The 12,877-nt window shown below is 25.9% G+C and carries 11 protein-coding genes; 5 read left to right on the top strand and 6 right to left on the bottom strand.

What is annotated here, in order from left to right; all coding sequences use genetic code 11:
* Positions 1 to 45: 45 nt before the first annotated feature.
* Positions 46 to 1,851 carry a selenocysteine-specific translation elongation factor gene (selB, locus tag CINS_RS06225; RefSeq protein WP_039650778.1) on the bottom strand — a complete coding sequence of 602 codons (1,806 nt, stop codon included), beginning with the start codon at positions 1,849 to 1,851 and terminating at the stop codon, positions 46 to 48.
* A complete protein-coding gene (gene selA, locus CINS_RS06220; protein ID WP_039650776.1) occupies positions 1,844 to 3,175 on the bottom strand; it encodes an L-seryl-tRNA(Sec) selenium transferase in 1,332 nt (443 codons plus the stop codon). The genes selB and selA overlap by 8 nt, the downstream gene beginning before the upstream one ends.
* 86 nt (positions 3,176 to 3,261) lie before the next feature.
* Here selA and CINS_RS06215 point away from each other — a divergent pair, with 86 nt between their 5' ends.
* The gene (locus tag CINS_RS06215) at positions 3,262 to 4,905 is read left to right on the top strand and encodes a 4Fe-4S dicluster domain-containing protein (protein WP_039650775.1); all 1,644 of its coding nucleotides are present in this window, start codon (positions 3,262 to 3,264) and stop codon (positions 4,903 to 4,905) included.
* A 40-nt stretch (positions 4,906 to 4,945) separates the two neighbouring features.
* Here CINS_RS06215 and CINS_RS06210 read toward each other — a convergent pair whose 3' ends face one another.
* Genes CINS_RS06210 through modA form a run of 3 tightly spaced genes read right to left on the bottom strand, consistent with a single transcriptional unit; the run spans position 4,946 to position 6,941 of the window.
* Positions 4,946 to 5,806, bottom strand: a complete 861-nt coding sequence (locus tag CINS_RS06210) for an ATP-binding cassette domain-containing protein (protein WP_039650773.1) — start codon at positions 5,804 to 5,806, stop codon at positions 4,946 to 4,948.
* The gene (locus tag CINS_RS06205) at positions 5,800 to 6,189 is read right to left on the bottom strand and encodes a hypothetical protein (protein ID WP_039650771.1); all 390 of its coding nucleotides are present in this window, start codon (positions 6,187 to 6,189) and stop codon (positions 5,800 to 5,802) included. Before CINS_RS06205 ends, CINS_RS06210 begins: the two co-directional genes overlap by 7 nt.
* The gene (modA, locus tag CINS_RS06200) at positions 6,186 to 6,941 is read right to left on the bottom strand and encodes a molybdate ABC transporter substrate-binding protein (RefSeq protein WP_039650768.1); all 756 of its coding nucleotides are present in this window, start codon (positions 6,939 to 6,941) and stop codon (positions 6,186 to 6,188) included. Before modA ends, CINS_RS06205 begins: the two co-directional genes overlap by 4 nt.
* 212 nt (positions 6,942 to 7,153) lie before the next feature.
* Here modA and CINS_RS06195 point away from each other — a divergent pair, with 212 nt between their 5' ends.
* Genes CINS_RS06195 through CINS_RS06185 form a run of 3 tightly spaced genes read left to right on the top strand, consistent with a single transcriptional unit; the run spans position 7,154 to position 10,865 of the window.
* Positions 7,154 to 7,840: an MlaA family lipoprotein gene (locus CINS_RS06195; RefSeq protein ID WP_052251986.1), complete on the top strand. Its 687-nt coding sequence runs from the start codon at positions 7,154 to 7,156 to the stop codon at positions 7,838 to 7,840.
* 8 nt (positions 7,841 to 7,848) lie between these two features.
* Entirely contained in the window at positions 7,849 to 8,415 is a 567-nt protein-coding gene (locus CINS_RS06190; protein ID WP_039650766.1) for a transporter, toluene tolerance family, read from the top strand.
* Positions 8,415 to 10,865 (top strand): efflux RND transporter permease subunit, encoded by a 2,451-nt coding sequence (locus CINS_RS06185; RefSeq protein ID WP_052251985.1) that lies wholly within the window; start codon positions 8,415 to 8,417, stop codon positions 10,863 to 10,865. The genes CINS_RS06190 and CINS_RS06185 overlap by 1 nt, the downstream gene beginning before the upstream one ends.
* 7 nt (positions 10,866 to 10,872) lie before the next feature.
* Here the strand turns inward: CINS_RS06185 and rdgB are convergent, their stop codons facing one another.
* Positions 10,873 to 11,469: an RdgB/HAM1 family non-canonical purine NTP pyrophosphatase gene (gene rdgB / locus CINS_RS06180; protein WP_039651439.1), complete on the bottom strand. Its 597-nt coding sequence runs from the start codon at positions 11,467 to 11,469 to the stop codon at positions 10,873 to 10,875.
* Between the two features lie 94 nt (positions 11,470 to 11,563).
* Here rdgB and CINS_RS06175 point away from each other — a divergent pair, with 94 nt between their 5' ends.
* Positions 11,564 to 12,865, top strand: coding sequence for an MFS transporter (locus CINS_RS06175; protein WP_039650764.1), 1,302 nt, complete (start codon positions 11,564 to 11,566; stop codon positions 12,863 to 12,865).
* Positions 12,866 to 12,877: the final 12 nt, after the last annotated feature.

Here is a 12,877-nt window from a genome sequence, read left to right as displayed (position 1 = left end):
TATTCCTTTTTATTTTTAGATTTTAATTATTATAAAATTTTATATTTAATATTTAAGCATTCTTTTTTCATTAATTTTTTTTACTTGTTTAAAATTGTTATCAAGATATTCTAAGTATGCAATAGCATATTTTCGTGAAATTTTAAAATAATTTTTAATAAAATTTACATCTAAATTTTGTGTTTTTAAAAGTAATAAAAAATTATCCATCAATAAATCTAAAGCTTGTTTTTCTATAAATATATTATGTGTTAATCTTATTACTTTATTTTCTTTAGTTAATTTTTTGAGTATAGTATCTCCATTTTTTCTATCTAATCCCAATTGTTCGTAAAGATTATAAGGAGCTGTTGGTCTGATCCCTTCTTTTTTTAGAATTTCAAAAAGTTCGCAATAATTTTTTTCTTTTAATTTTTCAAAATCTTGTCCTTTTAGAAAATAAATTCCATCTTTAAAATCTAAAAAATCTTGCATCTGTTTTAAAGTATATGCACAAAATTCTTCGCTTGCCCATGAGAGTCTTAAAGATATAGAATTAGCTGATATTAGTGCATTTTTATTTTTAGAAAAGATAAAATTTATGAAATTTTTAAGTTCATTTTGTGACTTTAGGTTATACACATTTAAACCTTTTTCATCAATAAAAACATTTGATAAATTTTTAGCTAATTTTAAAGCTTCTTGGTGGGTTAATTTAAAACGTTGATAGCTTGAGAGTAATCCAAAACCAAATTTATGAGTATCTTTTAAGAATTCAAATATTGCATTAAATTCTTTTTGTTCTAAAAGTTCTAAAAATTGTATTTTTACATCTTTTTTTAGCGGTTCGCTTACAGAATTTAAAACTATTCCACCACTTTTGACACGTCCATTTTCAAGTAAAATAAATCTATCATCAAAGCATAAAGCTAAGTTTTTTTCAAAATCTAAAGTTGCATAAGTTTTATTTTCAAATTCTTTTATGATGTTTAATTTGGCATTAACTTTTTTACTCCCTGTGCAAAATTCTAATTCACTTTTATGTTTGATTTTATTAGAAAAAATCAAAACGTCTATACTTTTAAAACTTCTAAAAAGTCCTTTTTTTGTTAAAATGTATCCTTTTTTCAAATCATAATAATTGCAATTTAAATTCAAAGCTACTCGGTTGTAGGCACAAATTTGATCAACATTTATGTCATGAATTTGAATATTTTTTACGATAATGTCTTTTTGATTTTCAATGCAATAAATTTTTTCATTTTTAGAAATTTTTCCTTCATTTAGGCTTCCAGTAACTATTGTTCCAATTCCTTTTAAGGAAAAAACTCTATCAATAAAATATCTAAAAACAAAATCTTTATGACATTTTTTTGGATTTAAATTTAATAAATATTTTTTTAATTCTTCAGTGCTTTTTTTATCATAAATGCTAGTAAGAAAAATTTTTAATAAATTGATTTTATATGATTGCAATTCTTTTAATATAGTATTTTTTTTAAATTCAATGTTTTCACACAAATCAACTTTACTTAAAATTAAAATAATATCTTCTACACCTAAAAATTCTAAAACTTTTAAATGCTCTATACTTTGAGCTTTTAAACCTTCGTTAATATCTACAACAAACAGACATATCTTAAAAGCAAAAGCTCCGCTAATCATTGTTTTGATTAAATTTTCATGTCCAGGAACATCAATAAATGCTAAATTTGTATTAGAATTTTTCAAATGGGAAAAACTAAGATTTATGGTGATTCCTTTTTCTTGTTCTTCTTTTAAATTATCTCCATCAAAGCCATTAAGAGCCTTAATAAGAGAAGTTTTTCCATGATCAATATGACCAGCAGTTCCTACAATAATGCTATCCATTAAACACCTCATTAATGATTTGAATTAATTTTTCCAAATCTTTATCTAATATAGTTCTAAAGTCTAATACAAATTTTCCTTTTTCGATACGACCTACAACACCTTTTTTTCTAAAATTTTCTTGTAACACCAAAGCCTTACCTTTAAAACTCAATACAAAAGTATCTAAACTTTTATCAGGCATAGAGCCACCACCTACTAGACTTTTTGAAATTTTTAAATCAGAAAGAATTTGGATTTTATTTTTTACAAAAATAGCTTTTGCTTTTATATTTGTTAAATCATCATTGAGTAGTTTTAAAGTTGGAATTTTTTCATATTTTTTTTCCAAATATACTTTTGTAGTTTCATTTAAAAAGGCTAGGGTGATTTTATCAACTCTTAGCATTCTTAAGAGTTGATTTTTTTTAAGTTTTTCTATGTATTTTTTCTTTCCAAGTATTATGCCAGCTTGAGTAGATCCAAAAAGCTTATCGCCGCTAAAACTCAATATATCGCAATATTTTAGTAAGTCTTTTACACAAGGCTCATCCTTTGTAAGTTTTGAATTTAAATTTTCACACCAGCCTGAACCTAAATCATAATAGGAGATAATTTTTTTCTTTTTTGCTAAGTTATAAATTTCTTCTAGAGAAACTTCTTCGAAAAATCCTTTAAAAGTAAAATTTGAGCGATGAGTTTTTAGTATAATTTTAGTATTTAAGGAGATGGCATCTTTATAATCTTGCAAATGAGTTTTATTAGTTGTTCCTATTTCTTTAAGCTTGACTCCAGCAGCATGAATTACTTCAGGTATTCTAAAGCTACCTCCAATTTCTACTAATTCGCTTCTTGAAGTGATAACCTCGTAATCTTTTGCTAGTGTATTTAAGATTAAAAAAACTGCTGCAGCATTATTATTAACAATTAAGCAGTCTTCGCAATTAAATAAAATTTTTAAATTTGCACTAAGCCAGTCATATCTTGATCCTCTTTTGCCACTGTTAATATTAAATTCTAAATTAGAATAAGAACATACAATATCTTTTGTTTGTTCAAAAACATTTTCATCTATAATACTACGACCTAAATTAGTATGAATAATTACTCCGGTTGCATTAATTAAGCTTTTTGACTGAAGATTTAAAAATTCATTTATAGAATTTTTTATTTTAAAACTAAGATCTTCAAAAGAAAACTCTAATTTTGGATCTTTTAAAATCTGCTTTTTGCACTTTAAAACGACTAACTTTGAAAAATAATTTCTTAAATATAAAGGATAAGCACTCAAATTTTTATCATTGATGAGAGAATTTATCGGAGGAAATGTTCTAAATTTGTTCATCTTAAACCTTAAGAAAAAATTAGTAAAATTATAGCTTTTTTTATAATGAAATGTATATAATTATTAAAAAAATAAAGAGAGTAGTTATGAAAGATTTTGTTTTTTTAAAGAATGATGATTTGATTCCTTTAAGCGATGATATTTCTATAGTAACCGATATTTGCGAAGATGTTTTTATAGGAAATTCTTTGCTTTTAAATCCTGAAGTGTATGCTCCAGAGATCAATTTTTATTTGAAGAATTCTAAAGATAATATTTTAAAAAAATCAAAAACCATTGATACTTTATATAAGATAAGATCTAAAGTTTATGATATGGGGCTTGATTTAGAGTATACTAAAGAAGTAGGTAAAAATGTAATCATTGTTAGTGATGATGATGAGATAAAATTATTAGAAGAATTAAAAAAACAAGATTATAAAATTTTAAAAATTTCAAATGAAGAATGTCAAGTTGTATTAAGTTCGATAGGAGAACTTTGTGTAATAGTTTTAAAAAATAATGAACAAATAGAACTTGAATGTGATTTTTTCTTGTATAAAAATAAAAAAGATAGTTATGATAAACAAAGTGGGTGCTATGATATAAATAATTTAAGCAATGAAGAAGTTTTAAAATTATTAAATAATAATTCGCCTAAATATAAATTTAGAAATTATATTAGTTACGATGATAGTATTTGTCAATATCACAATAGAAGAAGTATTCATTGTGGAAAATGTGACGAAATATGTCCTAGCGTAGCCATTTTAAAAGATGATGAAAAAAGGCAATTGGAATTTTCTCATATTGATTGTGTTAATTGTGGTGAATGTGTAAGTATTTGTCCTAGTGGAGCACTTGATTATGCCCCTATGCCAAGAAATAGTTTTTATGAGGTTTTAAAATTTTATGAAGATAGAATAATTTTAGTTATTTCAGAAGATAAAAAGATAGAAGATTTAAATATTATTTTAAAAGAAAATGTGATGCCATTTATGGTTAAAACTGATCATTTTTTTGATCAAGCTCATCTTTTGGCTATGTTGCAAACTAGTGGCGCGAATGTGATAATTTATGGAGATAATATTACAAATAAAGAAGCAATAGATCTTGTTAATGAAATTTTTCAAAAAAAATTCAATCACGATGGAGTTTTATTAGCAAACGATGAAATTACACTTCAAAACGCTATAAATCAAGCTAATGTTATACCAAAATTAAAATTTATGATTAATAATACTTCTTTTTTGAAAAGAGAGGATTTTGCTATGAGAGTAAAAGAGCTTATCCAAGATGATAAATTAGGAAATATTCCTAGTAAAGAGTGGATACGCTATGGAAAAATTTCTGTAAATACAAATACCTGTACATTATGTTTAGCCTGTGTTGGATCTTGCAACGTAGGAGCTTTAATAGCTGATGCTAAAGATAATTCTTTGAAATTTAATGCGAGCTTGTGTACTACCTGTGGATACTGCGAAGCAAGTTGTGCAGAAAAAGATACTTTAGTGCTTCAAAGAAGTGGTATTGATTTAGAGAAAGAATATTTTTCTTTTATAACTTTAGCCAAGGACGAACTTTTTGCATGTATTGAATGTGGTAAAGAATTTGCTACAAAAAAAGCTATAGAAAAAATAGCTAGCATTATGAAACCAAAATTTTTAGGCGATGATGCTAAAATTAAAACTCTATATTGTTGTGCTGAATGTAAAGCTAAAGTAATGATTCAAAATATGAATATATTGTAGGTAGCATAATCAACACAGACTAATAAAATAGTGATTTAGTTTATGAATTTATGTTTATTTTAGATAAATTTAATCCAAAGGCTTTTTGGCTTAAAACTACTTCATCATTTTCTTTTAAATTTTGAGCTTCTAATGGACTAAGAATCACTTGACTAATCTGAGTTCCTATGCCAAGAATAGCTACTATTATACTATCTTGTTTTTGTAATTTTAAAATTCTAGCTTTGATGGCAAATTTTTGAGAGCCTTTAGTTTGTAAAAAAACTTCGCTAGGATTCCCTTGTTTTATAATTTGTCCTTGATCTAAAATTATTACTTTGTTGGCTAATTTATATACTTCACTTACATCATGACTAATTAAAATGGTAGTGATATTATAATTTTTGTGTATTTTTAAAAGATAATCTTGCAGAATAATTTTCATTTCATTATCTAAAGCACTTAAAGGTTCATCTAAAAGCAAAAGTTTTGGTTTTCTCATCAAAGCTCTAGCCAGTGCTACACGTTGTTTTTGTCCACCACTAAGTTCTAAAATAGAGCTATTTTTATGAGAGCTTAAATTTAGAAGTTCTAAAAGCTCATTAGCAGCTTGTTTGTCGTTTTTAGCATAAAGTAAATTTTGTTCTACATTCATATTTTCAAATAAAGCATAATCTTGAAACAAAAATCCTATGTTTCTTTTTTGGATACTTAAAAATTGCTCAGTATTAAAAAATATTTGTTTGTTAAATTCGCATTCTCCTTCAGCTTTTTCAAAACCAGCTATTATTCTTAAAAGTGTAGTTTTTCCACTGCCACTTTTGCCAAAAATGGCTAAAAAATCTCCTTGATTGATTTCAAATTTTACTTGAAGTTTAAAATTTTGATTTTTAAAAAATTTACAAACATCTACTTTTAGCATATAAATTTCTTTATAAATAAAGCGTTAGGATTAATATAAGTATAAATAAAATCATTAATTTGTAAATTCATATCTGTAAAAGCCTTGGTATTGATTTGTGCTTCAAATGTGCAAAAATTATTTTGCATCCTTAAAATAGTTATAATTTTTCCTTCAAAAATTTCAATTATTTTTGCATGTAATTCATTGATAAATGAATTTTTTAATTTTTCTTTACTTATGAAGCAATCATTGCTTTTAAAAGATAGCACAACTTGTTGATTGATTTTTACATTTTCATGAGTATTTAAAGAAAGCATATAAAATTTTTGCAAAGCATTTGATAATTCTATAAAATTTACACCTTCATATGAATCAATGAGGCTAATATTAGCCTCTATCACGGAATGTTATATCCATAAGCTTTGAAAATAGCTTTTCCTTTTTCGCTTAAAACAAAATCATAAAATTTCTTAGCATCCACATTATTTTCACCGTGTTTTGTTATTACTATGCCTTGATCAATAGGTGTATAAAGTTTTGGATCTACTAAAATATAATTTGTATTTTCTTTTAGATTATATTTTTGAAGACCTTCCTCATACAGAGCGCTAGCTGCTATAAAACCAGCATCTGTTGCTGTTAGAGTTTGAGTTAATGCCTCACCTATAGATTTTGCTTCTATAATTTTATTTTTAAGATTTTCATAAATTCCTAAATTTTTTAAAGCTTCTATACTTGCTTCTCCATAAGGAGCTGTTTTTGGATTGGCAATAGCAATTAATTTAACATTTTTATTTTGTAAAGTCTCTAAGCCTTTACTTAAATCTGTTATATTAGTTCTTAAAGTGAGTAATGCAATAGCTCCTTGAGCATAAATGACAGGTTTGGTAATAGCTAAATTTTCGTCGTAAAGTTTTTGTGCAAATTTCATATTAGCTGCCATAAATATATCAAATGGAGCTCCACTTTGAATTTGGGTAACTAAATTTCCACTTGCTCCTAGAGTTACATTTATAGTAGTGTCAGGATTTTCTTTTTTAAATTGACTTTCTAATTCTTTAAAAGCATAAGCAACATTTGCAGCTGCTGCAATGTTTATATTAGCACTATAGCTAAATACACATAAGGTTATTAAAATAAGAATTTTTTTCATGATTTTTCCTTAAAATTGTGATAGTTTTGTAAAAATTATAACTTATTTTTAACGTAAAAAATAAAATATTTTTTTTGCATATTTGCAAGAGACATTGATATATGTATTTAAAAAATTATTTATTTATTTTTTGCATATTTAAATAATAAAAATTTAATTGAATATAAAATATAATTTTTGATTAATTTTTAAAATTTAATAAGGAAATTAAGTTGTTAAAATATGTTATAAGTTTAGTATTGCTTTTAAATGTAGCATTTGCAGAACAAAATTTTGAAGATTTCGAACAAGAATATCAAAAAAGAGAAATTCAAGATGATTTTTATTCATATAATAAAGCAATGTCTAGGTTTAACTATAATTTTTATTATTATTTACTAAGACCGGTAACTCTTTCATATAAAAGTGTAATGCCAGAGATTGCAAGAACAGGAATTAAAAATATATTTGAAACCACAAGATCACCTTTAAAAATAGCCAACCATTTATTGAGTTTTGAGTTTAAAAAAGCTGGGGAAGAATTTGGAAGATTTTGCATAAATGTGATTTTTGGTCTTGGTATGTTAGATAGTGCAAGTAAAACTTCTTTAAAATCTTATGAAGCTGATTTTGGAATTACTTTAGGAAAGTGGGGTGTAGGTGGAGGTAGTCATCTTGTTTTGCCTTTTTTAGGACCATATAATGTAAGAGATGCATTAAGTTTACCTATAAACTGGTTTTTAACTCCTGAAGCATATATTGGAAATTTTTGGCTTGGAGCAAGTGTAAATGGAGCATTAAAGGTAAATGAATTAAGTTTTGAACATGAGAAAGTTGATGATATTTACCAAAATAGTGTAGATTATTACATTTTTATGCGTGATGCTTATGAGCAAAGACGTCAAGAATTAATCAAATAGGAGTTTGTATGCGTATAGTTGTATTATTTTTATTAAGTATTTCTTTTGTTTTTGCTTTGAAATTAGAAGATATATCTCAGGTTATGCAAAAAAATATTGATGAGAGCTTAAAAATTTTAGAACAAGAAAAAACTGATAAAACAAAGTCTGCAGATAAAATTTTTGCTTTATTTGATGGAATTTTTGATTATGATTTTATGGCAAAATTGAGTTTATCAACTAGATATGATACGCTAAATACGACCGAAAAAAGTCAATATAATAGAGCTTTTGAAGCAAATCTTAAGAAAAGTTTTACAGATAAACTTTCTTTGTATGATTCACAAAAATTAAAGGTTGTAAGTCTAACAGAACAAGGCAAGAGAGTATTTTTAAAAACTTCTATGGTGGTTGATGGTAAGGAAAATTTTGTTGTATTTAAATTTTATAATAAAGACAGCGATTGGAAAATTTATGATGTAGATATTTTTGGTATTAGTATTATTCAAACTTATAGATCGCAATTTAAAGATGTATTGGCAAATACAGACTTTGATACTTTGTTAAATAAATTATCAAGTGTTCATTTTGAATAATGTTAAGTAAAATTTTAATTTTTTTTTTAAATTTTCCAAAAATAACTTTAAGTATAGGTTTAGCGTTTTGTTTATTTTTTAGCTTTTTTGCCAAGAATTTAAATGTAGAAGCAAATGCTGAAAGTCTACTTTTAGAACATGATGAGGACTTAAAATTTTATAGAGAATTTTCAAATCGCTACAGCAGTGATAATTTTTTAATGCTTGCTTTTACTCCAAAAGATTCTCAAGTATTTTCCCAGAAAAACTTAAATTTAATTAAAAATATGAGTGAAGAATTTTCACAAATTCAGGGAGTAGAAAGAGTATTTTCCATAGCTAACGCCCCTTTGCTTATGAGTTCTAAAAATAAAGAGCTAAAAGAATTGATAAAAAACACTCCTAATATTTTTAGTGCTGATGTGGATATAAATTTAGCTAAAAATGAAATTTTAAACCATCCTTTTTATAAAAACAATTTAATCTCACAAGATGGAAAGACTATAGGAATTTTAATTTACCTACAAGCTGATGAAACATACAATACATTGATCAAATCAAGAGATGAAGCTAAAAATAAACAAGAAAAAGAATATTTTAAAAATGAACTTAAAAACCATCAAGAAAATATGAGAAAATTTAGCGAAGAAAGACTAAAACAGATTAATAACATAGTATTAAAATATAGTCAAAATGGTGATTTTTTGCATCTTGGTGGTGTAGAAATGATAGCTAATGATATGATTTCTTATGTGAAATCAGATCTTAAAATTTATGGCGTTAGTTTAATAGGTCTCTTGTTTTTGGCTCTTTGGTGGTTTTTTGGATCTTTGCGATGGGTGTTTTTAGCCTTGGGAATTTGTATTGTTTCTTTATTTACCTCAAGTGGAATTTTTACACTTTTAGGATTTGACATTACTATAGTTTCTTCAAATTATGTTGCTTTGGTTTTGATTATCACGGTTTCTGTGGTAATTCATTTAATAGTTCATTTTATAGAAAATTTACAAAAACATAAAAAATCCAGTGTTTATAGGATTTTGTTATCAACTTTACTCGATAAAGCTAGTCCGAGTTTTTACGCTATTTTAACTACTGTAGTAGGTTTTTTAAGTTTTATTTTCTCAGATATTGAACCTATTATAAAATTAGGTATTATGATGAGTCTTGGTATAAGTGTAAGCTTACTTTTAGCTTATATATATTTTGCAAGTATTTTGATGCTTTTACCAAGAGCAGAAATTAAAAAACCAGATAAGAGTTCATTTAAATTTTTAACATTTTGTGCTAATGCTAGTTTAAATCATAGGAAAATTATCTATTTAATTAGTTTTGTTTGTATGATTATAGCGGTTGTTGGAATATTTAAAATTAAGGTTGAAAATAGTTTTGTAAATTATTTTAAAGATGATTCTAGAATCAAACAAGGTTTGCTTGTCATTGATAAAGAGCTTGGAGGTACTATGCCTTTGGATGTGATAGTAAAATTTCAAGATGATAAAAATCAAAATAATACTGAAGATGACTTTGAAAATGAATTTAATGCTTTAGCACAAGATGATAGGTATTTTTTTAGTAGTGATAAAACAAGGGTAGCTGCTAAAGTGCATAATTTTTTAATTCAGCAAAAATATGTGGGCTCGGTGCTTAGTTTGCAGAGTTTACTTGAGCTTGGACAAAACATCAATGATGGTAAAGTTTTAGATGATTTTGCATTAGCATTTTTGTATGAAAATTTAGATGAATCTTTTAAAAAACAAGTTTTAAATCCTTATGTAAGTATCAAGGATAATGAATTAAGATTTAGTATGCGGATTTTAGATAGCGATCCTACTTTAAGACGTAACGAGTTCATAAAAAAACTTGAATATGATTTAAGAGAACTTTTGCAAGATGATAATGTGGAAGTTAGAGTTAGTGGTATTATGCTTTTGTATAACAATATGCTTCAAAGTCTTTTTTCGGCACAATTTGGAACGTTAATTTTTGTTATTTTAATGATTTTTATACTTTTTGTATTTATTTTTAGAAGTTTTCTTTATGCTTTTCTTGCTATTGTAGCAAATGTCATACCTTTGGCCTTAGTTTTTGGTTTAATGGGGCTATTTAATATCCCTTTAGATATTATGAGTATCACTATAGCTGCTATTTGTATAGGAATAGGTGTAGATGATATGATACATTATATTCATCGTTTCAAAGAAGAATTAAAACATAAAAGTTTGCAAGAAGCCATTAAAGCTTCACATCTTGGTATAGGTAGTGCTATATATTATACAAGTTTTACAATTATCTTGGGATTTTTAGTTATGATAAGTAGCAACTTTATCCCAACAATTTATTTTGGTTTATTGACTGTTTTGGCGATGAGTTTGCTGTTGTTTGGTTCTTTATTTTTATTACCAAGTTTGATTATTAGTTTTTTTGGTTTTAATCAAAAAATTCAAAGTATTTTTAAAAATATAAAATAAATAAACATTATGATATTTTTTCTAAAAGTTTAAATACATATTTTGAAATCATTAAAGCTTTTGATCGGTGAGATATTTGAATTTTTATCTTTTCATCAAGTTCTCCTAAAGTTTGATTAAAACCTTGAGGGATAAATAATGGATCATATCCAAAGCCATTGTTTCCTTTTGGAGTATCTGTAATTATGCCATACATGTATCCATGGGTACAAAAATGTCCATATTTAGAGCTTATAGCGATTGCTGTAGTGTAAAACGCTTTACTTTCTGAGAGATTTTTTTCATGCAAACTAGATATGATTTTTTCATTATTAGCAATATCAGTTCCTTCTTTAGAATATCTTGCAGAATATATTCCAGGAGCATTGTTTAAAGCTTCAATACTAATACCGCTATCATCGCTTAAAACTATAAATTCATCTTTTTTAAGTGTATTAAAAATTGTTGAAGATTTAATCAAAGCATTTTCTTTAAAACTTTTCCCATTTTCTATAATTTCAAATGGTTTGATTAACTCGTTTAATGAATAAATTTCATAAGATTTAAGAAAATTTTTAATTTCTTGAATTTTGTGTATATTAGAACTTGCAACAACAATTTTCAATTTATTTTTCATACAAAATTACCTTTTTTTATAAATAGCTTTCAAAAAAAGTTTATCAAAATCATAGTAAAATTATCCTTTATAAGGAGAATATATGATAAAAGCGGTTTTACCCTTGTCTTTTATAATTGGGACTAGATTTTTTGGTTTATTTATAGTTTTACCAGTTTTGAGTTTATATGCTTTAGAACTTCAAGGAGCTAATGAATTTTTAGTAGGACTTTTAGTAGGTGTTTATGCATTAACTCAGATGGCTTTACAAGTTCCTTTTGGAGTAGTTTCTGATAAAATTGGGCGTAAAAAGACTATGTTAATAGGGTTGATAATTTTTATCATAGGTTCTTTTGTGTGTTCTTACGCTAATGATATTTATACTATGATATTTGGTAGGCTTTTACAAGGTGCTGGTGCTATTGGTGCTGTAGCAACTGCTATGATAAGTGATTTTATTAATGAAGAAAATCGTGGAAAAGCTATGGCTGTAATGGGATCTTTTATAGGTCTTTCTTTTGCAGCTTCTTTGGTACTTTCTCCTTTGATGAGTGCTAAATTTGGTCTTTCAAGTTTGTTTGATCTTAGCGCTATTTTAAGTTTTGTGTGTATTGTATTGCTTTTTAGTGTTGTACCAAAAGAACATGCCATACATCATGAAAATACAAAAACCCCATTGAAAATGCTTTTAAAAGAAAAGAATCTAGCATTAATGAATTTAACTAATTGCATGCAAAAAATGTTAATGAGTATAGCGTTCTTAAGTATTCCTTTGATGTTGGTTAATGAATTTAATTACCCAAGTGAAAATTTATGGCATGTTTATGTAAGTTCTATGGTATTGGGATTTATCGCTATGGGATTGTCTGGTTCATTAGGTGAAAAAAGAGGGCTTAGTAAAGAAATTTTACTTTTAGGTGTGGTATTTTTTATCCTTTCTTATATAATTTTTGCTTTTGCTAATAGTGCTTTTGTATTTATGGTAGGTGTGGTAATCTTTTTTATAGGATTTAATTTACATGAGCCTATTATGCAAAGCTGTGCGAGTAAATTTGCTAAAGTAAATGAAAAAGGTGCAGCTTTGGGTATATTTAATTCTTTTGGTTATTTTGGAAGTTTTTTAGGTGGTGTTGTGGGAGGATATTTTCTGCATCATTTTAGTTTAAGTATTCTGGCCCTTGTTTTAGTGACTCTTTCTTTAATATGGTTGTTTTTATTGTTTTTTTTACAAAGTCCATCTGAATTTAAAAATTTATATTTATCATTAGACACTCAAGAAAATTTAAGTATCATCAAAGATTTAAAAGGTGTATCGGATGTGTATAAAAATTCCAAATTTTTGGTAATAAAATATAATAAAAAAATTACTAATGAAGAGGAAATTTTAGCGATTATTCAAACTTAAAATAATCGCTTT

It is taken from the genome of Campylobacter insulaenigrae NCTC 12927 (assembly GCF_000816185.1).
GTDB lineage: Bacteria > Campylobacterota > Campylobacteria > Campylobacterales > Campylobacteraceae > Campylobacter_D > Campylobacter_D insulaenigrae.
This window is presented reverse-complemented; position numbering and strand designations above follow the sequence as displayed.